Source organism: Streptomyces sp. NPDC050759, assembly GCF_044456945.1.
Lineage (GTDB): Bacteria > Actinomycetota > Actinomycetes > Streptomycetales > Streptomycetaceae > Streptomyces.
Genome location: NZ_JBITGI010000005.1, coordinates 478,378 through 500,569 on the forward strand (window position 1 = coordinate 478,378; position 22,192 = coordinate 500,569).

Below are 22,192 nucleotides of genomic sequence, written 5' to 3' on the forward strand. Positions count from 1 at the left end.
CCCCGGTCGCTCCTCAGTTCCACACGTGTGGGTGACGAAGCGTGCCTCATCCGTGACGTACCGTCGCAACGTGATCGAGCCGCACGCTCCCGCTCCGCCCGGCGCTCCGCCGTCCTGGGCCGGGCCTGCGCGGCTGCCCGTCCGTCCCGGCACGGGCCGCTTCCTCGTCCTCGCCTGTGTCTTCGTCTGCGCGGCCTGCGGACTGGTGTACGAGCTCGAACTGGTCGCTCTCGCCTCGTACTTGATCGGCGACTCGGTCACCCAGGCCTCCGTGGTGCTGTCCGTCATGGTCTTCGCGATGGGCATCGGTTCGCTCGTCGCCAAGCGGCTGCGGCGGCACGCGGCGGCGGCCTTCGGCGCGCTCGAGGCGCTGCTCGCGCTGGTCGGCGGGTGCAGCGCGATGGCGCTGTACGCCGTCTTCGCGTGGACCGGCGACTGGGGCGGACTGTGGGCGAGCGGTCCGCGCTGGCTCCTCGTCGCCTTCTCCCTCGCCATCGGTCTGCTCATCGGCGCCGAAGTCCCCTTGCTGATGGAGCTGATCCAGCGCATCCGCCGCCAGGACGCGGGCGGCGCGGTGGCCGACCTGTTCGCGGCGGACTACGTCGGCGCGCTGGTCGGCGGCCTGGCCTTCCCCTTCCTCCTGCTGCCGCAGCTGGGCCAGTTGACCGGCGCGATGCTCACCGGCGCGGTCAACGCGGTCGCGGGCGGTGCCCTGGTCCTCGGCCTGTTCCGCCGCGACCTGACCCGCCGGGCCCGCTGGCTGCTGATGGCCGCCAACCTCGCCGTGCTCGGCGTCCTCGCCACCGCCGCCGTCCTCGTCGACGACTTCGAGCAGGCCGCGCGCGAGGCCGTCTACGGCCAGGATGTGCGCGTCGCCCTCCAGACCGGCATCCAGGAGGTCGTCCTCACCGGCGGCACCGACGGCCGCCCTTTCGGCCTCTACCTCGACGGCCGCCTGCGGGTCAGCGGCCGTGACGAGCTCCGCTACCACGAGGCCCTCGTCACCCCCGCGATGGACGGAACCCACGCGCGCGTGCTCGTCCTCGGCGGCGGCGACGGCCTCGCCGCCCGCGAGGTGCTGAGGTACCCGGACGTACGGCGGGTCGACATCGTCGAGATCGACCCCGCGGTGGTGGACCTGGCCCGCCGCGACCCGGCGCTGTCCCGGCTCAACGGCCATGTGTACGGCGACGCGCGCGTGCGGGTGACCACCGCGGACGCGTTCCGCCGGCTGCGGACGGCGGCGCCCGTGCCGTCGTACGACGTGGTGATCGCCGATCTGCCCGACCCCGGCATCACCGCGAGCACCAAGCTGTACTCGGCGGAGTTCTACGGCCTGGTCCGCCGTGTCCTGGCCCCCGGGGGCCGTCTCGTCGTGCACGCGGGGCCGGTCTCCTCCCGACCCCGGGTCTTCTGGACGGTGGAGTCGACGATGCGTGCGGCGGGTCTGCACACCACCCCGTACCGCGTCGGCGGCCGCGACTCCGGCTTCGCCGCGGGCCCCGACCGCACGGCCGGCGCCTCCCGCGCACCGCGCGACTGGGGCTTCGTGCTGGCCTCACCGGGAGCACGCCCGGCACTGGGCCCGGGCGCCCGGGGGCCGAGGCCGGCGACCCTGACGCGGGAGTCCCTGGGGGCGGCGCGGAGGGCGGCGGAGGCGACCCGGATCGTAGGGCTGCCGACGTCGACGTTGGTGCATCCGCGCTACTGAGACCGAAGGGCGCGGTCACTTTCCACCAACGGGGGCGCATGACCGTCCCCCCTGGGTAGGCTCGGCAACCATGGAGCATGAGGTGTTCGTTCCGGTTACGGTCGAGCGGCTGAGGGAAGCCCTGGGGGATCCCGTCAGGGTCGCCCGGGCGGTTCCCGGGCTCCAGCAGGACGCCGGCGCGGATCCCGTCGCCGGGCGCCTGAAGGTGCGGGTCGGCAGCCACTCCATCACCTACCGCGGCGCGGTGCGCGTCACCGGCCGGGACGACGGCTCCTACGCCGTCGAGGGCGACGCCACCGAGACCCGCGGCACCGGCACGGTCAGCCTCGCCCTCACCCTCCGCCTGCGCGACACGGAGGGCGGCACGACCCTGACCTTCGACGGCACGGCCACGGCGGACGGCCGCGTCACGGAACTCCCGCAGGACGCGGTGGGCTCCGCGGTCGTACGGCTGCTGAACCGTTTCGCGGAGGCCCTGGGCAAGGCGGAGGAGAAGCCCGAGCAACCGGAGGAGAAGCCCGAGCAACCGGAGGAGAAGCCCGAGCAACCGGAGGAGAAGCCGGAGACATCGGCGGCCGTGGAGACTCCCGAGCCCGAGGAGCCCCCCGCGCCCCCCGTCGACGACTTCACAGAACCCGCCAACCCCCCGGCCGAAGCGGCCCACGCCCGTCGCACGATGATCGGCCGCAGCGCGGAGGAGGTCGACCACGCACCGCCCAGGGGCCGCTACGCCCCCGTCCCGGCCCCCCAGACCGTGGCCTCGGGAGCGACCCTCCGCTGGGCGGCCCCGGCGGCCGCGGTGGTTCTGGCATCGGCGATCGTGGTGACCCGGGTGCTGAGAAAACGCCGTTGAGTAGTGTCATCCCGTGAGCCAAGAAGACATCACACTGACCGCGGGCGACGCGGAAGTGACCTTGCAGCCGGGAAACGGTGGACGGGTCGGGGGACTTAGGGTCGGAGGCGTCGAACTGCTGCGGCAGGGAGAGCGCTTCGGCTGCTTCCCGATGGTCCCCTGGTGCGGCCGCATCCGGGACGGACGGTTCCGTGACGGCGCCGACGTCCACCAGATGCCGCTCAACTCCCCACCGCACGCCATCCACGGCACGGCCCGCGACGGCGCCTGGAACATCGCCCGCACGTCCACCGACGAGGCCGTCCTCACGTACGACCTCGTCAAGCCCTGGCCCTACGCGGGCCGCGTCACCCAGATCGCGGCGCTCACCCCGGACGCCCTGACGCTCACGATGTCCGTGGAGACGTACGACTCCTCCTTCCCGGCCCAGATCGGCTGGCACCCCTGGTTCAACCGCACCCTCGCAGGCGGTGAACCGGTCCGGCTCGACTTCACCGCCGCCTGGCAGGAGGAGCGCGGCGACGACCACCTGCCCACCGGCAACCGCGTCGAGCCGAAGCCGGGCCCCTGGGACGACTGCTTCGGCATGCCCGGCGGCGTCGACGTCACGCTCACCTGGCCGGGGCAGCTGGAGCTGAAGGTCGCCAGCCGCGAGGAATGGGTCGTGGTGTACGACGAGCAGGAGGCCGCCGTCTGCGTGGAGCCGCAGACCGGGCCGCCCAACGGCCTGAACACCCTGCCGCGCCTGGTCACCCCGCTGGAGCCGCTGGAAGCCACGACCACGTGGACCTGGCGCCGCATCTAAGCTGACAGGCATGACGGACGTACGCGGCGAGCTGCTGCAGCAGATCAAGGACAAGGCCGTGGTGCACGGCAAGGTGACCCTGTCGTCGGGTCTGGAGGCCGACTACTACGTCGACCTGCGCCGCGTCACCCTCGACGGCGAGGCGGCCCCGCTGGTCGGACAGGTGCTCCTGGACCTGACCGCGGACCTGGAGTTCGACGCGGTGGGCGGACTGACCATGGGCGCCGACCCGGTCGCCGGCGCCATGCTGCACGCGGCCGCCGCGCGCGGCAGGCGCCTGGACGCCTTCGTCGTCCGCAAGGCGGCCAAGGCGCACGGCATGCAGCGGCGGGTCGAGGGCCCCGACATCGCCGGCCGCCGGGTGCTGGTCGTCGAGGACACCTCCACCACCGGTGGCTCCCCGCTCACCGCGGTCGAGGCGGTGCGCGAGGCGGGCGCCGAGGTCGTCGCGGTCGCCACGATCGTCGACCGGGCCACCGGCGCCGCAGAGAAGATCGAGCAGGGCGCGGGCGTGCCGTACCGCTTCGCGTACTCGAAGGACGAGCTGGGGCTGGACTGACCAGGGGATGGACCATCCGGCCAAGTCTGGAAAGATGAGGCCGACGATGACGTCGAACCCCCACACAAGGTCTAGGTCAGGGCCGTAAGCACGCAGTACGCCAACCCGCAGATACAAGGAGCGGACAGATGCCCATCGCAACCCCTGAGGTCTACAACGACATGCTCGACCGGGCGAAGGCGGGCAAGTTCGCCTACCCGGCCATCAACGTGACCTCGACCCAGACCCTGCACGCTGCGCTGCGCGGCTTCGCGGAGGCCGAGAGCGACGGCATCATCCAGATCTCGACCGGCGGTGCCGAGTTCCTGGGCGGCCAGTACAGCAAGGAGATGGTCACGGGTTCCGTGGCCCTCGCCGAGTTCGCGCACATCGTCGCCGAGAAGTACCCGGTCACCGTCGCCCTGCACACCGACCACTGCCCCAAGGACAAGCTCGACGGGTACGTACGCCCGCTGCTCGCCGTGTCCGAGGAGCGCGTGAAGGCCGGCGGCAACCCGCTGTTCCAGTCGCACATGTGGGACGGCTCGGCGGAGACCCTCGCCGACAACCTCTCCATCGGCCAGGAGCTCCTGGAGCGCGCCCGTGCCGCCAGGATCATCCTCGAGGTCGAGATCACCCCGACCGGCGGCGAGGAGGACGGCGTCTCGCACGAGATCAACGACTCCCTGTACACGACCGTCGACGACGCGATCCGTACGGCCGAGGCGCTCGGGCTCGGTGAGAAGGGGCGCTACCTGCTGGCCGCCTCCTTCGGCAACGTCCACGGCGTGTACAAGCCGGGCAACGTCGTGCTCCGCCCCGACCTGCTGAAGGAGCTGAACGACGGCGTGGCCGCCAAGTTCGGCAAGCCGGCCGGGTCCCAGCCGTTCGACTTCGTCTTCCACGGCGGCTCCGGCTCCACGGAGGAGGAGATCCGCACCGCGCTGGAGAACGGCGTCGTCAAGATGAACATCGACACCGACACCCAGTACGCCTTCACGCGTCCGGTCGCCGACCACATGTTCCGCAACTACGACGGCGTCCTCAAGGTCGACGGCGAGGTCGGCTCCAAGAAGACCTACGACCCGCGGACCTGGGGCAAGCTGGCCGAGGCGTCGATGGCCGCCCGTGTCGTCGAGGCGACGCAGAACCTGCGCTCGGCGGGCACGAAGATCAAGTAAGGCCCATTACGGCTGTTTTCGGTGAGCCCGGTGCTACGGCACCGGGCTCGCTGTATACCTGGGGTCATGCCCGACGTCCGGTTGGCCTCGCCGCAAGGCAAGTGGATCCTGCTCACCACCATCCTCGGCTCCAGCATGGCGCTGCTGGACTCGACCGTCGTCAACGTTGCCCTGCCGGCCATCGGCCGCGACCTGGACGCCGACCTCGCCGCCCTTCAGTGGACGGTCAACGCGTACATGCTGACGCTGGCCGGGCTGATCCTGCTCGGCGGCTCCCTCGGGGACCGGTACGGCCGCCGCAAGGTCTTCGTCGTCGGGGTGGTGTGGTTCGCGGCGGCCTCGTTGCTGTGCGGGCTCGCCCCCAACGCGGGTGTCCTCGTCGCCGCCCGGGCCCTGCAGGGGGTGGGCGGCGCGCTGCTCACACCGGGTTCGCTGGCGTTGATCCAGGCCTCCTTCCACCCCGACGACCGGGGCCGGGCCGTCGGTCTGTGGTCCGGGTTCGGCGGTATCGGGGCGGCCGTGGGCCCCTTCGTGGGCGGCTGGCTGGTGGACGGCCCGGGCTGGCGCTGGGTGTTCCTGCTCAACGTCCCGCTGGCCCTGGTGTGCGCGCCGATCGCCGTACGGCATGTTCCCGAGTCGGCGGACGGGCGGGCCGACCACGGCCGGTTCGACGTCCTCGGCGCGGTCCTGGGCGCGCTGGCGCTGGCGCTGGTGACGTACGCGCTGATCGAGGCGCGTGGCGGGTCCTGGACCGTGGCACTGGCGGCGGTGGCCGGGGTCGCGGCCGGCGTGGCCTTCGTCGCCGTCGAGAAGCGCCGTCCCGACCCGATGATGCCGCTCGGGATCTTCGCGTCCCGGCAGTTCACCGCGGTCAACCTGGTGACCCTGTGCGTCTACGCGGCCTTCGGCGGGTTCTTCTTCCTGGGCGCCGTCCAGCTCCAGGTGGTGGTCGGTTACTCGGCCCTCCAGGCCGGTACGGCCCTGCTGCCGACGACCGCGCTGATGCTGCTGTTCTCCGCCCGCTCGGGTGCCCTGGCCGACCGCATCGGGCCGCGCATCCCGCTCACCGCCGGCCCGCTGCTGTGCGCCGCCGGGATGCTGCTGATGCTGCGGGTCGGGCCGGGGGCGTCGTACCTCTTGGATGTGGTCCCGGCCCTCCTGGTCCTGGGCACCGGCATGGTCACGCTGGTCGCCCCGCTGACGGCGACCGTGCTGGGCTCGGTGGACGCCTCGCGGGCCGGGCTGGCCAGCGGCATCAACAACGCGGCCGCCCGGGCGGCGGGCCTGATCGCGGTGGCCGCGCTGCCGCTGGTCACCGGGATGGGGGAGGAGGCGTACCGGTCGCCCACGGCGTTCGACAGTGCCTTCGGGCGGGCGATGACGGTGTGCGCGGGGGTGCTGGTGGTGGGCTCTGTGGTGGCGTTCGCGACGGTACGGTCGCTGCCGGCGGGGTGCCGTCGGCCGGAGTGCCGTACGCACGGGGCCGTGCTGTCGCCGCCGCTGGAGGGGGAGAGGGCTCGGGGGCGGCTGTCGTAGTGCGGGTGCGTTGTGGCCGGTCGCGCCCACGCGGCGGAGCCGCGTGGGGGCGCGAAATTTCAACTGCGGTGACTACCGCCTCAGTTCGTTGTACGCCTCGGCACTGCTGTCCTTGAGGAACTGCCAGCAACGCTCCGTCTCGTCCTTTTCGTTGATCTCGCCCGCGGCACGAGCGAGGGCGGCGAGGCAGCGCAGGAACCCGCGATTGGCCCGGTGATCCCAAGGGATGGGGCCGTGTCCCTTCCACCCGGCCCGGCGCAGCGAGTCCAGACCCCGGTGATAGCCGGTGCGCGCGTAGGCGTACGACTCGACCACTCGCCCCGCCTCGAAGGCGTCGTCGGCCAGCATCGCCCAGGCGAGCGAGAACGTGGGGTGCTGTGCCGCGACCTCGACCGGAGGTTGGGACTCCTCGCCCAGCAGGCGGTATGCCTCTTCGTTCTCCGGCAGGTATGTCGGGTCCGGGCCGCCGAGCAGGTTCTTGTGCGTCGTCATGTAAGCAGTCTGCCACTTGGCCTGGCACATGCTGGAAGACTTGAAGGCCGGGAGGATCGCAGGACGCTGGTGCCGGAAGAGGCCGAGAACCTCCGCAAGGCGGTGCAGGACTTCCTGGGGGGCATCCGTTGCGCGTCGATCGCGCGTGAGTGGCGGGACAAGGGGGTGGAGAGCCCGTCGTGGGTGACTGGGAGCCGATCATCACCCCGACGACTGGTCCTATGGGCCCCACAGGGAACGCATGCTCAGCCGCCCCGGCCCGGCGTCATGAGTTGCGTGACCAACTCCTTGGCGGCACCGTCGAGTTTGCGTCGGTAGAGGACCTCGCGCCGGTGGACGATCCGGGGCGTCGCGAGGGGGACGGCCGTGCCGAAGGTGCTCTCCTTCGCCACGGACCACGGTAGTACGACCTGGCCCAGGCCCGCCTCGGCCAGACCCTGCAGGGTTCGTACGTCCAGGCCCTCGTAACGGAGGGGCGCGGGAAACGCCTCGCTGTGACAGATCGCGCGCAGCTCGGTGAGGGTGGCCGACGTGAAGGGGGCGTCGATCCATTGGGCGTCGCAGAGGTCGGCCAGGTGGAGCCTGGGGCGGTCCTTGAGGGGGTGGTCGGCCGGGAGGAGGACGGCCACGGGTTCCTCTGCGACGCGTATGGCCTTGAGGGGACCGACATCGACCACGGGCAGCGGGTCGTCGGGGGCGCCTATGCCGTCGACGAGACCGAGGTCGAACGTGCCCGTCGAGACCTGTGCGGCGATGTCCTCCCGCGCGGCCATGCGCAGGGTGATGCGGGTACGGGGGCTCACGGCACGCGCCAGGGTGAGGGCGCGCACGGCCTCGCGGGTCATGGCAAGGGGGGAAGCGCCGAGGACGAGGGCGCCCGCAGGGGCCGTCAGCCGGCGTGTGACATCGCTGCGGGCGACTTCCAGACGGTGTAACAGGGGCTGTGCGTGCTCCAGCAGCCGCTGTCCTTCCGCCGTGAGAGACACGGGCCGCCGGTTCAGCAGCTGAACCCCCAGATCATTTTCCAGGGCGGCCACCTGCTGTGAGACGGCGGACTGTGTGTACCCCAGTGCGCGTGCGGCGTCTGAGAACGAACCGCGCTGAGCCACCGCGACGAAGGTCTTGAGCACTTGAAGATCCATGCCGATCAGTATGGCTAATGACTCTTTATCCATTGTTGTTGGATCCCGCCGGGGTCCGATTGCGATGATGAGTACATGACCGCAGCTCAGGGGGGCCGTATGACGCGCGTTGCGCTGGTGGGCGACAGGGCTCCGCACATACGTGCGCATGGCCACATACCGCCTCTTTTGGCCGCCATCGCCGACAGCGATGACCTGCTCCTCGACACCTACTGGGTGGCCACCTGCGATGTGGACGAGGGCACCCTGAAGGAATTCGACGCGATCTGGCTGGTCCCCGGGAGTCCCTACCGGGACGAGAGCGGCGCCGTGGAGGCCGCGCGCATCGCCCGTGTACACGGCATCCCGTTCCTGGGTACGTGCGGTGGATTCCAGCACGCCTTGCTGGAGTTCGCGCGCCACGAGTGCGGGTTCCCCGACATCGGCCACGCCGAGAACACCCCCTGGGCCGAGGAGCACCTGATCGTTCCCCTGGCCTGCTCGCTCATGGCCTGGGAAGGCGTCGTGCACGTACAGTCCGGCTCCCTCGCGGAGGGGGTTCTCGGTACGGATCTGATCACGGGCCGTTATCAGTGTGCCTACGGCCTTTCCTCCACCTACCGTGACGTGCTGCAACAGCACGGGATGCGGTGGAGCGGCGTCGACGGGGACGGGGAGGTCCGCATCGCGGAGCTCCCGGACCATCCCTTCTTCCTGGCAACCCTGTTCCAGCCCGAGCTCTCCGAGGGCGACGAGAGCGCGCAGGCGATCACGGTGGCCCTGGTCAGGGCCGCGGTCGCTCACAAGGAGAGCCGACCGGTGCCCGTCGGGCCCTCGGCCTGAACAGGGCGATCCGAGCAGACCACACCGAGCAGACCACTCCGGACAGGACGGCCTGAACGGGCACCCAGGTGTCCGGCACTGGGTCCTGACCTGATCCGTACACACCCCTGCCCGAATCCATCTCAGATGGATGGCTTTCACCTACTTCGACCGCAAGGAGCAACACTGTCATGGATCCGTATCGCCGAGTCCTTCTCGTGTACTGTCGCGGCGGCGCACCGCTCGAGTACGCGATCCCGAAGATCGCGGAGCGCGCTGAGGTGCATGTCCTGGCACTGCAGCAGATGCCGTTGCACACGGAGGACTCCTGGCGTCCGCACTGCACCGCCGTGATTCCGGCGTGGGACGAGCGCCTCGAAGGCGACGCCCTGGTCGGCCTGATCGTCGCCGAGGCTCAACGGGTCGGCGCGGACGCGGTGTTCACGCTGTCCGAGTTCGCTGTCCTCGCCGTGGCCGAGGCGGCCGAGCGGCTCGGTCTGCGCGGCGCCGGGCCGAAGGCGGCCCAGTCCCGGGACAAGCGCCTCATGCGGGAGATCTGGGAGCAGGAGGGCGTGCCGAGCCCCCGCTTCCGCCGCGTCACATCCGAGGACGAACTCAAGTCGGCCTACGCGGAGTTGACGCCTCCGTTGCTGCTCAAGTCCGCTTGGGGCGCGGGCGCCGTCGGCCAGCTCGTCATCGACTCGCCGGAGCGGATCGCCGAAGCCTGGGCCGAGACGACCGCGACGGTGGCGGACGCCCACGCAACCGGCTTCATGGAGCTCCAACAGGTGGGCGCCGAGCGCGACTTCCTCGTGGAAGAGATCATCCCGGGCTCCATCCGGAGCTGGTGGGACGCCGACAGCGGCTATGGCGACTACCTCAGCGTCGAGGGCATCGTCGCCGACGGCGTGTACCACCCACTGTGCATCACGTCGCGCATCCCGACCATCCCGCCCTTCACCGAGCTCAGCAACCTCGCCCCGTGCGCCCTTCCTCAGGACCTGCAGCGCAAGGTCGAATCGGTGGCCCGCGCCGCCGTCGACGCGCTGGGCCTCGAGACATGCGGCACGCACACCGAGATCAAGCTCATGGAGGACGGCGGCCTGTCCGTACTGGAATCAGCGGCGCGGCTCGGCGGCGTCATGGTCGCCCCCGAGATCGAGCACGTCTTCGGCTACGAACCGGTCGGCATGCTCATCGACTCCCTCCTGGGACTGCCGGTGAGGTTCCCCGACCGGATGCTCACCGACCTGGACGCCAAGGGCGCGGCCGGTTCCCTCTCGCTCATCGCGACGGACGACGCGGGCAACCCGTGGGCCGAGGAACTGACGTGGGACGAGGACCTCGTGGACTGGTCCGGCATCCTCAGCCCAGGTAGCCGGATCGAGGCCGTTCCGGGGCTCAGCATCACCAAGGGCACCGCGATGCCGCGCTACGACTCCTCCAGCGGAGCCCTCGGTTACGGCGGCATCTTCTTCCTGCGCACCACCGACGCGGACACCCTGGTCCGTGACTCCCACTCCGTGCTCAACAACCTCGAAGCCGCCCTGTCCAAGGGCTGGCGTGAGAAGAACGCCCAGACGGAAGGCCACTGAGTTGATCATCTGTGGGCTAAAACTGACTCACGACGGTGCGGTCGCCCTCATCGAGGACGGACAGCTCGTCTTCAGTGTCGAGGTGGAGAAGCTCGCCAACAACCCTCGCTACAGCGAGGTGGAGAGCAGCTCCGTCATCACCACGATCCTCAGGGAGTTCGGCTATCAGGCATCAGACGTCGACCGCTGGATCATCGACGGCTGGGACGGCAGGCACACCGGATACGCGAACCTCACCGACCAGGGCAGGCCTGTCACGCTGAATCTGGCGCCCTACCGGGAGACCGATGCGGTCCCCAACGTGTTCGAGCCGGGCCGGGAGGGCACGTTCCCGCTGGCCGGCGCGTCCCTGCCGTACAGCAGCTACGTGCACATCGCGGGGCACATCGCGAGCGCCTACTGCACCAGCGAGTTCGCGCGGCGCGGCGAGCCCTCGCTCGTCCTCGTCTGGGACGGAGGCCTCTTCCCCCGCCTGTACTGGGTCGACCCCGAACACGGCGTCGAGAACGGCGGCGAGCTCTTCCCGCTGATCGGCCACACCTACGCCACGTCGGCCCACCACTTCGGGCCGTTCCGCCGCGCGAACGAGGCGAGCACGGTCGACGACCTGTCGGTCGCGGGCAAGCTGATGGCCTACATCGCCCTCGGCAAACCCCAGCAGGCGATCCTCGACGTCCTGAGGGCGACGTTCGACGAGCACTTCGAGGCCGAGTCGGACAACGTGGCCGCGTTCCGTTCGAAGGTCGGCGGGTTCGGCAGCACGTCCGAGCCGTCGATGTCCTTCGTGCACGCCTACTTCCACGACGTGCACGAGCGGCTCACCGGGGCGGGGTTCTCCGACGAGGACGTCCTCGCCGGCATCCACCAGTTCCTCGAGGACCTGCTCATCGAGCGTCTCGTGGCCAAGGTGAAGGCGTGGAAGGGCGACGGCCCCTGGAACCTGTGCTTCGTCGGCGGCTGCGCGCTGAACATCAAGTGGAACAGTGCCATCCGACGCCAGGACATCTTCACCGACGTCTGGGTCCCGCCCTTCCCCAACGACTCGGGGTCGGCCATCGGCGCGGCCGCCCTCGGGCTCGTCGCCGAGACGGGCCGCCCGGTCGCCATCGGCTGGAACCCCCGACTCGGTCCCGCCCTGAAGCCCACCCCCGAGGTACCGGAGGGCTGGCGGACCACGCCCTGTTCGCCGGAGGAACTCGCGGCCCTCCTGCACGAGACCGGTGAGCCGGTGGTGGTCCTCGACGGCCGCGCCGAACTCGGCCCCCGGGCTCTCGGCGGACGCAGCATTCTCGCCGCGGCGGTGGAACCGCGGATGAAAACCGTCCTCAACGACGTGAAGAAGCGCGAACCGTATCGGCCGGTCGCCCCGATATGCCTCGAGGAGCACGCTCCCGCGATCTTCTCTCCCGGCACCCCCGACCCGCACATGCTGTTCGACCACGTCGTCCGCCCCGAGTGGCGCGACAGGATCCCGGCGATCCTCCACCTGGACGACACCGCGCGCCTGCAGACCGTGGGCACCGACGACGACGAGACGCTGCGGCGCATCCTCGTCGCCTACCACGAGCTCAGCGGCATCCCGGTCCTGTGCAACACCAGCGCGAACCTCAACGGCAGCGGCTTCTTCCCCGACGTGGCCTCGGCCCTCGCGTGGGGCCGCGTCGACATGGTGTGGAGCGAGAACACGCTCTACCGCAAGGTTCCCCTCGCCTGACGCATCCGTCACAGCACGACGGCACGGCCGAGTCCCCAGACCATTCCCGCACGGAAGCAAGGACCCAAGGATCAGATGAGCTACGTCCTCGGAATCAACCTCAGCCACGACCGCTCCGCCGCCATCGTCAAGGACGGTGAGCTCGTGGTCGCCATCGAGGAGGAGCGCCTGGATCGGATCAAGCACTCCGAAGGCTTTCTCATACAGGGCCACTTCGAGCGCCTGACGAAGACCATCCCCATGAAGGCGATCGCCTACTGTCTCGACGCCGCGGGCATCGGGATCGACGACGTCGACCTGGTCCTCGGCAACCGCCCGCTCGGCGACGGCGCCGTATGGCGGATCCTGCGCGAGCTGCCCATCAAGGACAAGAGCAAGGTCCACGCGCTGCCCTTCCCCTCGCACCACCTCGGGCACGCATCGGCCACCTACTACACCTCGCCCTTCGACGACGCAGCCGTTCTCGTCATCGACCAGGCCGGAAGCCGCGACGCCGACGGCATCATCGAGAAGCACACCGCCTTCGTCGGCGAGGGCACCGCGCTGCGCTCCGTGGCCGCCACGTCGTACCCGGCGGACTACACGGACATGAGCCTCGGCCTGTTCTACGACTTCTTCACCGCGAAGATGAACTTCCTGACCCGCTACGGCACTCCGGACTTCGGCGTCTTCGAGTGCGGCGGCTACCCGGAGGCCGGCAAGACCATGGGCCTTGCCCCGTACGGCCGCCCCCGACCGGAATGGGGCGACTGGCTGGTCCTCGACGGCTTCGACATCAAGGTCTCCCAGGAGGACCTGGAGCAGATCTGGAAGGAACTCCTGGCATCCGAGGGGGCCGACTACGAGCCGACCGCGCGCGGCTCCTGGAACCACCAGTTCGCCAAGGACGTGGCCTACAAGGTCCAGGACGAGCTGGAGCGCGCCGTTCTCCACCTGGCGCGCCACACCCACGAGTTGACCGGCAAGCGTCACCTCTGTCTGGCCGGCGGCGTGACCCTGAACTCGGTCGCCAACCAGCGCGTGCGCGCCGAGGGCCCCTTCGACGACATATACATCCCCGCTCCCGCCGGCGACTCCGGCGTGGCCATCGGCGTCGCCCTCTACGGCTGGCACGAGATGCTCGGCGGGAAGCAGCGGTTCCGTATGCGCTCGGCGGCGACCGGCCGCACGTACGCGCGCGAACGCGCCGAGCAGGCGCTCGCCCGCTACGAGGGCACCCTCGAGTGGTGTGAGGCGACGGTCGACGAGGTCGCCGAACTGATCGCCGGGCACCACTTCGTGGGCTGGTTCCAGGGCGCCTCCGAGATGGGCCCCCGCGCACTCGGCCACCGCAGCATGCTCGCCGACCCGCGCCACCCCGAGACCCGTGACTACCTCAACACCACGATCAAGCACCGCGAGGTCTTCCGTCCCTACGCCCCCTCGGTCCTCGCCGAACACGTCTCGGACTGGTTCGACTTCACCGGGGAGAGCCCGTTCATGCTGCTCGTGCCGGAGGTGCGCGAGGAACGGCGCGCCGAGGTCCCGGCCATCACGCACGTCGACGGCACCGCGCGGGTGCAGACCGTGCACGCGGACATCGACCCCACCTACCACGCCCTGATCAGCGCCTTCCACGAGCGGACCGGCGTGCCGATGCTTCTCAACACCTCGTACAACGACAACGGCGAACCGATCGTCGAGACGCCGGAGGACGCGCTGCGCACCTTCCACCGCACGGAACTCGACTATCTCTACCTGGACGGTCTGCTGGTCACGAAGACCGGCCGCTCCCTGCCCGCGGGGCACCCGCGTAAGACCCCGCTCGCCCAGGCCTGACGACTCCGAGGGCGGCCGCCGCGACCGGCGGCCGCCCTCGGAGCGCGCATGTCCACCCCACGTACGAGAGGCAACATGTTCCCGTCACACGCGCCCATGCCAGAAGTGAGCGCCTTCCGCAACTGGTACGAACGCGCGGGCGTCCGGGCCGATCCGAGACGGCTCCTCGACATCGAGGACGACATCCACAAGGCGTTCTTCCCCGAGGAGCTCGTACCGCACCTCGCCCACCCCCACGTGGACCCGGACGACCACCTGCTGCGTCGCTACCTGATCGCGCAGCACTGCTACCAGTGGCTGCGCTTCACCATGCACTTCGAGGTCGCCGTGGTCTGCCGGGCGACCCAGCTGATAGCCGACGGCAGCACTGGCATGTCCCTCACCGACGCCTCGCGCATGGACGCCTACCGGATCGTCGTGGACGAGGGGTACCACTCGCTGTACAGCCTCGACGTCCAGAGCCAGTTGGAGAACCGCTCCGGCATCAAGGCCCTGGAGTACGACTTCGGCCCGTTCATCAAGGGCCTCGACGGGGTCGGCGCCGACATGCCCGACCACAGGCTGCTCGTGCAGCTGCTCCAGGTCGTCGTCTTCGAGACCCTGGTCACCTCGATCCTGTCCGACATCCCCAAGGACGAGGGGGTCGTCGAGCTGGTCCGCGAGACCGTACGCGACCACGCGATCGACGAGGGACGCCACCATGCCTTCTTCTCGGCCTTCTTCAAACACCTGTGGGGCCAACTCGACGGCCGCACACGGAAGTTGGTGGCCGAGTACCTGCCCGACCTGATCATCCGGTCTCTGCAGCCCGCCACGCGTCCCGCGCACGCGGCGCTGCTCGCGTCCGGGTTCGACGCGGGCAAGGCCCGGGAGATCGTGGCCGAGTCCTTCGCGCCCGAGCCCGTCCTCGCGGGCATCCGCCACTCGGCCGCCAAGACCATCCGCCTCTTCGAGGAGGTCGGCGTGCTCGACCTCCCCGGCGCGCGCGAGCGCTTCTACGACAAGGGCCTGCTCACCGCCTGAGGCGGGCCATGAGCCGGTCCGCACGCCGGTACACAGAGGGAGAAGACATGACTGACACGGATGGTGTGCTGCTCGTCCTGGGGAGCGGCCACCAACAGTTCCGCGAGTACCTCCTCGCCTCCGCCGCACAGCGGGGCAAGGTCTGGCTGTTCGACCCGGAGGCCCCCACCTGGCAGACCCCGTACATCGTCGGCTCGACGGTCCTCGACGTCTTCGACCCGGCGGCGTCAGTGCCGGCAGCTCGCGAACTGGCCGCCCACACGCCCGTACGCGGCGTCTACTGCTACCACGAGGCCGGCATCCTGGCCGCCGCCCACGTCGCCGCCGAACTCGGGGTGCCGGGGCCCACCCCCGAGGCGGTGGCCGCCGTGCGAGACAAGAGCGCGACCCGGGACGTTCTCACCCGGGCGGGCATCCGTCAGCCCGAGATCGCCCGGGTCACGACCGAGGAGGAGGCCGAGAAGGCCGCTGCCCGGATCGGCTTCCCCCTGGTGGTCAAGCCACGCGGACTGGGCGCGAGCCAGGGGGTGGTCAAGGTCTCCGCCCGCGAGGACCTGGCCCGAGCCCTGGAGATCGCCGGATCGGCGACCCAGGCGGGGATGGCCAGCCACGCGGACGTGCTCGTCGAGGAGTTCCTGACGGGCCCTGAGATCAGCGTCGACGCGGCCGTCTTCGACGGCGAGTACCTCCCCTATCTGATCGGGCACAAGAAGCTGGGTGGCGAACCCTACTTCGAGGAGACGGGCCACACCGTCATCGCCGACGACCCGCTGTTCGCCGACGAGGACCTGTGGAAGATGCTCGGTGAGGCCCACCGGGCCCTCGGCTGGTCCCACGGCATGACCCACACCGAGGTCAAACTCACCCCCGACGGCCCCGTGATCGTCGAGGTGAACGGCCGTCTCGGGGGCGACCTGATCCCGTATCTGGGCCGGATCGCGAATGGCATCGACTCCGGCGAGGTGCAGGCGGACGTGACCCTGGGCGTCCGTCCCCGCCTCGACCGGAGCCGCAACGCGACGGTCGCCATCCGCTTCCTCTGCCCACCCGCGAGCTGCACGGTGCGCCGCCTCGCCCTGCCCGCCGCCGACCCCGACGCGGGCCTGTACGAGTCGGTGCCGCTGGTCGAGCCCGGCACGCGCCTGCTCATGCCGCCCGAGGGCTACATCGCCCGCTACGGGTACCTCATCGCACGGGCCGACTCCCCGGAGGAGTGCGAGGCGGTCCTGGACCGGGCCGAGGCGAACGTCGTCTTCGAAGGCGAGTGCTGACCCGTGTCCGACGAGCAGCCCGGGACGGGCTCCCCGGAACAAGAGGCATCCCCGGCGCACCATGACGAGCACGCGGGTGTGCTGCGTACGCTGCGTGAACTGCCCAACCCCGTAAGGGTCCTGCTGTTCGGCATCGCACTCAACCGCATGGGCAGCTTTGTCGCGCTGTTCCTGATCCTCTACCTCACGGACAACGGCTACAGCCCTTCGCGGGCCGGTCTCGTACTGACCGCGTTCGGCGTCGGTACGATCGCCGGCAGCTTCGTCGGCGGCACCGTCACGGGCCGGTTCGGCCCCCGGCGGGCGATCGTCGGGTCCATGCTGCTCTCCGGCGTGGCCACGGCGTGCCTCGGCTTCGTGGACCAGTACGTCCCGCTCCTGGTGATCAGCCTGGCGGCGGGCACGTTCACCCAGGTGTACCGGCCCGCCGCGTCCACCCTGCTCGCGGAGCTGACGCCGCCCAAGCGGCTCGTCATGGCGTCCGCGGCCACGCGTCTCGGCCTGAACGTCGGCGCGTCGGCGGGTCCGCTGCTCGGCGTATGGCTGTCCGGGTACTCGTACACCAGTCTGTTCCTGGTGAACGCGGCCACCAACCTGGGCTTCGCGATCGTCGCGCTCCTCGCGCTTCCGGACACCGTGCAGGGAGGAGCGGAGCCGGGAGCGCCCGAGAGGGAAGGGAAGGCCAAGGAGGACAGGAAGAACGGCGGGGGGTACGTGGACGTCCTGCGGGACCGCAGGTTCCTCCTCGTGATCGTCGCGATGTTCCTCACCGCCTTCACCGAGGCCCAGTACCAGGCGGTGCTGCCGCTGGAGATCAAGGACCGCGGTCTGTCCACGGCCGTCTACGGCACGGTCCTCGCCCTCAACGGCGTCCTGGTCATCCTCTTCGAGCTGCCGTTGACCCGGTTCACCCAGAGGCTGCCGATGCACACCATGATCGCCTTCGGCAGTCTGCTGATCGGCGGCGGCCTCTCGCTGTTCGGCATCGGCGCGGGGATCTGGATCTTCTTCACGGGCACCGTCGTGTGGACCCTCGGCGAGATCATCAGCGCCCCCTCGATCGTCGCCTATCCCGCTCTGGCCGCGCCGAGGGAACAGCTGCGCAGCCGCTACATCGGAGCCCTGACCACCGCGCAGACCGCCGGCTACGCGGTCGGCCCGAGCGCGGGAACGACCCTGTTCCAGCACAGCGGGACCATGGTGTGGGGCATGTGCGCGATCCTCGGACTCATCGCTTTCGCGGGCATGTGGGCCGGAGCGGCGCCGCAGCCCGCGCGCTCGTCCGCTGCCGCGCCCGGGGACCCCAGGGAGGCGGACACACCTGCCACCCGATGACGGGAGCCGAGGGCCGCGCCGATGCCGGTCTCACCGCGCGGCCCCGACCGGCTTCCACCTCATCGGGCGGCCTCCACGAGCCCCCGCATCACCCGCAGGTCCTGCCCCATCTCAGGATGCCACTGCACCCCGAGGAGCCACCCGGAGGCGGAGGGCAGCTCCACCGCCTCCACGGTGCCGTCCCCGGCGTACGCGGACGCCACGAGCCCCTGGCCGAGGCGGTCCACCGCCTGGTGGTGGTACATCGACACCTCCGTCTCCTCCGGTACCAACTCCCCGTACAGCGAGCCCGGAACCGGCTTCACCGGATGGGTGCCGAAGCATCCGATCCGCTCCACGTGCCCCTCCACGTGCTGGGTCAGCGTCCCGCCCCGGGCGACGTTGATGAGCTCCATGCCGCGGCAGATCCCGAGGAGCGGGGTGTTCGACGCCAACGCCGCCTCGATCAGGGCAAGCTCCCACGCGTCGCGCTCCCGCGCGGGTGGGCCCGTGTGCTCCTCGCGCTCCGCACCGTACCTCTCGGGTTCGACATCCGGGCCGCCCGCGATGACGAGCCCGTCGAGCCGGGCGACGGCCGACGCGGCGTGGGCGGGGTCGTCCGGCGGGAGCATCGCCGCGAGCCCGCCCGCCGCCTGGATCAGCTGCGGGTATCCGGCGGGCAGGAGCGCCGCCGGAAGTTCCCACACGCCCCAACTCACCTTCTGTTCGAGGTAGGTGGTGACGCCGATGAGCGGCCGGTCGTTCATGGGGCTCCCCCGTCCAAGCCGGAACGTGCGATCGCCACCACGTATACCGCGGCCCCGCAGGCACCGCCCGCAGATCCGCGAGAAAGATCGCGGCGGGGGCCGCGCGGGACCGTAGTGCGCCGTCGGCTCGCGGATCGGCTGCCCGCAGAGCGGGACGATCTCCAGGTCAGGCGTGTGCCCGCCCTGCTTCTCATCAGCTCCGCTTTCCGGGCCCGCCAGTGTGACCGGGCGGGCCTTGCCATTTCCGGGGAGCATGGAAGAGGATGCCCGGCGGGGACCGGGGCCCCGTGTCGGTAACGGCAGGGCGGACCGCTACCCGGAGTACACAACAGGAGACAGCGATGTCGTCCCATGAGGCTCAGGAATCGCACGAGCCGGAGACCCCGCATCTCGACTTCCAAGGCACGACGCCGTACGAGGACTACGTCAAGGCGGACGTGCTCACCCACCTCCAGCACACCCTCTCCGACGATCCCGGAGAGATGGTCTTCCTGGTCACGACCCAGGTCATGGAGCTGTGGTTCACCGTCATCGTGCACGAGTGGGAGACCGCGGCGGCCGCGCTGCGCTCCGACGACGTGCCCACGGCCGTTGCCGCGCTGAAGCGTTCCGTACGCGAGCTGGAGGCGCTGAACGCCTCCTGGAAGCCGCTCGGCCAGCTGACGCCCGCGCAGTTCAACTCCTACCGCTCGGCGCTCGGCGAGGGCTCCGGCTTCCAGTCGGCGATGTACCGCCGCATGGAGTTCCTGCTCGGCGACAAGTCCGCGTCCATGCTCGTCCCGCACCGGGGCGCGCCCCGCGTCCACGCCGAGCTGGAGAAGGCGCTGCACGAGCCGAGCCTGTACGACGAGGTGCTGCGGCTGCTCGCGCGGCGCGGGCACGCCATCCCCTCCGCCGTCCTGGACCGGGACGTCTCGCGCCGGTACGAGCCGTCGGAGGAGGTCGAGGCCGCCTGGACGGCCCTCTACTCCGGCCCCGAGAACGACGAGCTCGCCCGCCTGGGCGAGGCCTTGACGGACGTCGCCGAGCTGGTGTGGCGCTGGCGCAACGACCATCTCGTCGCCACCCGGCGCGCGATGGGCTCCAAAGCGGGCACGGGCGGCTCCGCCGGGGTGGCCTGGCTGGAGAAGCGTGCGCAGAAGAACGTGTTCCCGGAGCTGTGGACGGCCCGGTCCCATGTCTGACCTCACTTTCAAGGCCCAGGAGCTGGACGCGGGCGATGAGCTGGCGGGCGTACGCTCCCGGTTCGTGCTCGACGACGTGGTGTACCTCGACGGGAACTCACTGGGCGCGCTCCCGGCCGCCGTGCCGGGACGTGTCGAGGACGTCGTACGCCGTCAGTGGGGCTCGCTCAGGATCCGGTCCTGGGACGAGAGCGGCTGGTGGACCGCGCCCGAGCGGATCGGTGACCGGATCGCCCCGCTGGTCGGGGCGGCGGCCGGGCAGATCGTGGTCGGCGACTCGACGAGTGTCAATGTGTTCAAGGCACTTGTGGGTGCAGTACGGCTCTCGGGCGGTCCCGCTTCCGGTCGTGACGAGGTGGTCGTCGACGCGACCACCTTCCCCACGGACGGCTACATCGCCGAGTCCGCGGCCCGGATGACGGGCTGCACCCTGCGGGCGGTGACCCCGGCGGAGGTGCCGGGCGTGCTGAGCGGCCGTACGGCGGCCGTCCTGCTCAATCACGTCGACTACCGCACCGGGCGGCTGCACGACCTGCCCGGGCTCACGGCCGCCGTGCACGCGGCGGGCGCGATCGCCGTCTGGGACCTGTGCCACAGCGCGGGCGCCCTGCCGGTCGGTCTCGACGCGCACGGCGTCGACCTCGCGGTCGGCTGCACCTACAAGTACCTCAACGGCGGCCCCGGTTCACCGGCGTACCTCTATGTGCGCCGCGAGCTCCAGGACCGCTTCGACTCCCCGCTGCCGGGCTGGACCTCGCACGCCGACCCCTTCGGCATGAGCCCGTCCTACGCCCCTGCCGAGGGCGCGTTGCGGGGCCGCGTGGGCACGCCGGACATCCTCTCGATGCTCGCCCTGGAGGCCGCCCTCGAGGTCTGGGACGGGGTCTCGGTCGAGGCGGTGCGCGCCAAGTCCCTCGCCCTGACGGACTTCTTCCTGGAGTGCGTCACGTCGTACGTCGATGAGGGCCGTGTCGAGTGCGTGACCCCGCCGGCCCACGGGGAGCGGGGCAGCCAGATCGCGCTGCGCTGCGCGGACGCGGGTGAGGTGATGAAGCGGCTCGTCGAGCGGGGTGTGGTGGGCGACTTCCGGCACCCGGACGTGCTGCGGTTCGGGTTCACGCCGCTGTACGTCGGTTTCGCGGACGTGGAGCGGGCGGCGCGGGTGCTGGGGGAGACGCTCGTCCGCTGACGGTTGTCGTTCGTCGTGGCGTCAGGCCGGGGTGACGTACATCCCGGCCGGGTCCGTGTCGGCCGGGAGCGCCCCGGTGACCGTCGCCCGGAGCACGGCCGGACACGCGCGGTACGCCCTCCGGGACGGACGGTGCCCGGTTCGGCACGCGTGTCCGCGCACGTCATCGGCCTGATAGCGTCCCGGCCAACGGCCGGATTCCCTTTCACGGGCCGTCAGATCCGTTCCATCGCTGAGAGGTTGGAGCATGCCGGACGCCGCCGCTGCCCGTGCCGCCGCAGAAGCCCGTGCCGCGGCCGAGGAGGAGTCGGCCTTCGCACACCCGGCGGTCGACCCCGACGCCACCGCGGCGTACGGCGACGATCCCGACCAGGTGATCGACTTCTACGCCCCGCGCGAGGCGGTGTCTCCCGGGGGTGGTCTCGCGCCGCTGATCGTCGTCCTGCACGGCGGGGCGTGGCGAGCGCCGTACGACCGGCGCCATGTGACACCGTTCGCGGACTTCCTGGCGCGGCGGGGGTTCGCCGTGGCCAATGTGGAGTACCGGCGGGGCGGGGAGTCCATTCCGGGGCAGGACGCTGCCGCTGGAGCCGGTGACGTCGGCCCCGTCGCCGGGCGTTGGCCCGAGACCTTCGACGACGTGGCCGCCGCGATGGACGCGCTTCCGGCGCTCGTACGGGAGTTCCTGCCGCAGGCCGACCCGCGCCGCATGGTGGTCACCGGTCACTCCGCGGGCGGTCACCTCGCACTGTGGGCCGCGGCCCGGCACCTCCTGCCGGCCGACGCCGCGTGGCGCATCGAGCGCCCCGCTCCCTTGCGCGGGGTTGTCGCCCTGGCCCCGATCGCCGACTTCACGGTCGCCGACAAGCTGGCCGTGTGCGGCGGGGCGTGCCGCCAACTCCTGGGCGGCGAAGAGGGGTTCACCGCGCGCGTGCCGTACGCCGACCCCGCCCTGCTGCTCCCCACGGGCATCGCGACCACGCTCGTCCAGGGCCGCGCCGACACGGTCGTCCCGCAGGCGGTTGCCGAGGCATACGCGGACGCTGCGGCCAAGGCGGGCGAGGTGGTGGGCCTGACGCTGCTGGAGGACGTCGGCCACTTCCCCCTGATCGACCCGGCGGCGGACGCGTGCGCGGTGGTGGCGGAGGAGATCGCGCAGTTGGCGTGGTGACGGCGGGTCCCGGCGCCTGTCCGCCCTCTCTCGGCGCGTGTCCGCTCCCTCCCGGTGATACCCGTAATACCTGAGAGCTACGACCTC

At 70.8% G+C, this 22,192-nt stretch carries 19 protein-coding genes; 16 read left to right on the plus strand and 3 right to left on the minus strand.

Annotated elements, in window-relative coordinates:
• Positions 1-70: 70 nt before the first annotated feature.
• From ACIBJB_RS18735 to ACIBJB_RS18760, 6 genes are all read left to right on the plus strand, one after another.
• Positions 71-1,711: a polyamine aminopropyltransferase gene (locus ACIBJB_RS18735; protein WP_398931773.1), complete on the plus strand. Its 1,641-nt coding sequence runs from the start codon at positions 71-73 to the stop codon at positions 1,709-1,711.
• A 70-nt stretch (positions 1,712-1,781) separates the two neighbouring features.
• Entirely contained in the window at positions 1,782-2,564 is a 783-nt protein-coding gene (locus ACIBJB_RS18740; RefSeq protein WP_398931775.1) for an SRPBCC domain-containing protein, read from the plus strand.
• A 13-nt stretch (positions 2,565-2,577) separates the two neighbouring features.
• Entirely contained in the window at positions 2,578-3,369 is a 792-nt protein-coding gene (locus ACIBJB_RS18745; RefSeq protein ID WP_398931777.1) for an aldose 1-epimerase, read from the plus strand.
• A gap of 10 nt (positions 3,370-3,379) precedes the next feature.
• Positions 3,380-3,928, plus strand: coding sequence for an orotate phosphoribosyltransferase (pyrE, locus tag ACIBJB_RS18750; protein ID WP_398931779.1), 549 nt, complete (start codon positions 3,380-3,382; stop codon positions 3,926-3,928).
• A gap of 128 nt (positions 3,929-4,056) precedes the next feature.
• Positions 4,057-5,088 carry a class II fructose-bisphosphate aldolase gene (fbaA, locus tag ACIBJB_RS18755; protein WP_398931781.1) on the plus strand — a complete coding sequence of 344 codons (1,032 nt, stop codon included), beginning with the start codon at positions 4,057-4,059 and terminating at the stop codon, positions 5,086-5,088.
• Positions 5,089-5,154: 66 nt separating this feature from the next.
• Positions 5,155-6,624: an MFS transporter gene (locus tag ACIBJB_RS18760; RefSeq protein ID WP_398931783.1), complete on the plus strand. Its 1,470-nt coding sequence runs from the start codon at positions 5,155-5,157 to the stop codon at positions 6,622-6,624.
• A 72-nt stretch (positions 6,625-6,696) separates the two neighbouring features.
• On the opposite strand, the gene ACIBJB_RS18765 is transcribed toward ACIBJB_RS18760, so the two are convergent.
• Together ACIBJB_RS18765 and ACIBJB_RS18770 are read right to left on the minus strand one after the other, a co-directional pair.
• A complete protein-coding gene (locus ACIBJB_RS18765; protein WP_398931785.1) occupies positions 6,697-7,116 on the minus strand; it encodes a DUF3151 domain-containing protein in 420 nt (139 codons plus the stop codon).
• Between the two features lie 245 nt (positions 7,117-7,361).
• The gene (locus ACIBJB_RS18770) at positions 7,362-8,258 is read right to left on the minus strand and encodes a LysR family transcriptional regulator (RefSeq protein WP_398931787.1); all 897 of its coding nucleotides are present in this window, start codon (positions 8,256-8,258) and stop codon (positions 7,362-7,364) included.
• A gap of 75 nt (positions 8,259-8,333) precedes the next feature.
• Here ACIBJB_RS18770 and ACIBJB_RS18775 point away from each other — a divergent pair, with 75 nt between their 5' ends.
• The 7 genes from ACIBJB_RS18775 (at position 8,334) to ACIBJB_RS18805 (ending at position 17,815) form a co-directional block, all read left to right on the plus strand.
• Positions 8,334-9,080 carry a hypothetical protein gene (locus ACIBJB_RS18775; RefSeq protein ID WP_398931789.1) on the plus strand — a complete coding sequence of 249 codons (747 nt, stop codon included), beginning with the start codon at positions 8,334-8,336 and terminating at the stop codon, positions 9,078-9,080.
• A 170-nt stretch (positions 9,081-9,250) separates the two neighbouring features.
• On the plus strand, positions 9,251-10,654 hold the full coding sequence (locus ACIBJB_RS18780; RefSeq protein ID WP_398931791.1) for an acetyl-CoA carboxylase biotin carboxylase subunit family protein: 1,404 nt from the start codon (positions 9,251-9,253) through the stop codon (positions 10,652-10,654).
• Between the two features lies 1 nt (position 10,655).
• A complete protein-coding gene (locus tag ACIBJB_RS18785) occupies positions 10,656-12,368 on the plus strand; it encodes a carbamoyltransferase N-terminal domain-containing protein (protein WP_398931793.1) in 1,713 nt (570 codons plus the stop codon).
• A 75-nt stretch (positions 12,369-12,443) separates the two neighbouring features.
• Positions 12,444-14,186, plus strand: coding sequence for a carbamoyltransferase (locus ACIBJB_RS18790; RefSeq protein WP_398931795.1), 1,743 nt, complete (start codon positions 12,444-12,446; stop codon positions 14,184-14,186).
• 96 nt (positions 14,187-14,282) lie between these two features.
• Positions 14,283-15,209, plus strand: coding sequence for a diiron oxygenase (locus ACIBJB_RS18795; protein ID WP_398931798.1), 927 nt, complete (start codon positions 14,283-14,285; stop codon positions 15,207-15,209).
• 47 nt (positions 15,210-15,256) lie between these two features.
• A complete protein-coding gene (locus ACIBJB_RS18800) occupies positions 15,257-16,480 on the plus strand; it encodes an ATP-grasp domain-containing protein (protein ID WP_398931800.1) in 1,224 nt (407 codons plus the stop codon).
• Between the two features lie 3 nt (positions 16,481-16,483).
• Entirely contained in the window at positions 16,484-17,815 is a 1,332-nt protein-coding gene (locus ACIBJB_RS18805; RefSeq protein ID WP_398931802.1) for an MDR family MFS transporter, read from the plus strand.
• Positions 17,816-17,874: 59 nt separating this feature from the next.
• Here ACIBJB_RS18805 and ACIBJB_RS18810 read toward each other — a convergent pair whose 3' ends face one another.
• The gene (locus ACIBJB_RS18810) at positions 17,875-18,561 is read right to left on the minus strand and encodes a gamma-glutamyl-gamma-aminobutyrate hydrolase family protein (protein WP_398931804.1); all 687 of its coding nucleotides are present in this window, start codon (positions 18,559-18,561) and stop codon (positions 17,875-17,877) included.
• A gap of 341 nt (positions 18,562-18,902) precedes the next feature.
• Between ACIBJB_RS18810 and ACIBJB_RS18815 the strand changes: the two genes are divergently transcribed.
• The 3 genes from ACIBJB_RS18815 (at position 18,903) to ACIBJB_RS18825 (ending at position 22,105) form a co-directional block, all read left to right on the plus strand.
• Complete coding sequence (locus ACIBJB_RS18815; RefSeq protein ID WP_398931806.1) at positions 18,903-19,745, plus strand: tryptophan 2,3-dioxygenase family protein; 843 nt, start codon at positions 18,903-18,905, stop codon at positions 19,743-19,745.
• Positions 19,738-20,934 carry a kynureninase gene (gene kynU, locus ACIBJB_RS18820; RefSeq protein ID WP_398931808.1) on the plus strand — a complete coding sequence of 399 codons (1,197 nt, stop codon included), beginning with the start codon at positions 19,738-19,740 and terminating at the stop codon, positions 20,932-20,934. Before ACIBJB_RS18815 ends, kynU begins: the two co-directional genes overlap by 8 nt.
• A gap of 247 nt (positions 20,935-21,181) precedes the next feature.
• The gene (locus ACIBJB_RS18825) at positions 21,182-22,105 is read left to right on the plus strand and encodes an alpha/beta hydrolase (protein WP_398931810.1); all 924 of its coding nucleotides are present in this window, start codon (positions 21,182-21,184) and stop codon (positions 22,103-22,105) included.
• Positions 22,106-22,192: the final 87 nt, after the last annotated feature.

Coding starts and splice junctions, on each gene's coding strand:
- ACIBJB_RS18740 (WP_398931775.1), top strand. CDS start 1,782: ATGGAGCATGAGGTGTTCGTTCCGGTTACGGTCGAGCGGCTGAGGGAA.
- pyrE (WP_398931779.1), top strand. CDS start 3,380: ATGACGGACGTACGCGGCGAGCTGCTGCAGCAGATCAAGGACAAGGCC.
- fbaA (WP_398931781.1), top strand. CDS start 4,057: ATGCCCATCGCAACCCCTGAGGTCTACAACGACATGCTCGACCGGGCG.
- ACIBJB_RS18760 (WP_398931783.1), top strand. CDS start 5,155: ATGCCCGACGTCCGGTTGGCCTCGCCGCAAGGCAAGTGGATCCTGCTC.
- ACIBJB_RS18765 (WP_398931785.1), bottom strand. CDS start 7,116: ATGACGACGCACAAGAACCTGCTCGGCGGCCCGGACCCGACATACCTG.
- ACIBJB_RS18770 (WP_398931787.1), bottom strand. CDS start 8,258: ATGGATCTTCAAGTGCTCAAGACCTTCGTCGCGGTGGCTCAGCGCGGT.
- ACIBJB_RS18775 (WP_398931789.1), top strand. CDS start 8,334: ATGACCGCAGCTCAGGGGGGCCGTATGACGCGCGTTGCGCTGGTGGGC.
- ACIBJB_RS18780 (WP_398931791.1), top strand. CDS start 9,251: ATGGATCCGTATCGCCGAGTCCTTCTCGTGTACTGTCGCGGCGGCGCA.
- ACIBJB_RS18790 (WP_398931795.1), top strand. CDS start 12,444: ATGAGCTACGTCCTCGGAATCAACCTCAGCCACGACCGCTCCGCCGCC.
- ACIBJB_RS18795 (WP_398931798.1), top strand. CDS start 14,283: ATGCCAGAAGTGAGCGCCTTCCGCAACTGGTACGAACGCGCGGGCGTC.
- ACIBJB_RS18800 (WP_398931800.1), top strand. CDS start 15,257: ATGACTGACACGGATGGTGTGCTGCTCGTCCTGGGGAGCGGCCACCAA.
- ACIBJB_RS18810 (WP_398931804.1), bottom strand. CDS start 18,561: ATGAACGACCGGCCGCTCATCGGCGTCACCACCTACCTCGAACAGAAG.
- ACIBJB_RS18815 (WP_398931806.1), top strand. CDS start 18,903: ATGTCGTCCCATGAGGCTCAGGAATCGCACGAGCCGGAGACCCCGCAT.
- kynU (WP_398931808.1), top strand. CDS start 19,738: ATGTCTGACCTCACTTTCAAGGCCCAGGAGCTGGACGCGGGCGATGAG.
- ACIBJB_RS18825 (WP_398931810.1), top strand. CDS start 21,182: ATGCCGGACGCCGCCGCTGCCCGTGCCGCCGCAGAAGCCCGTGCCGCG.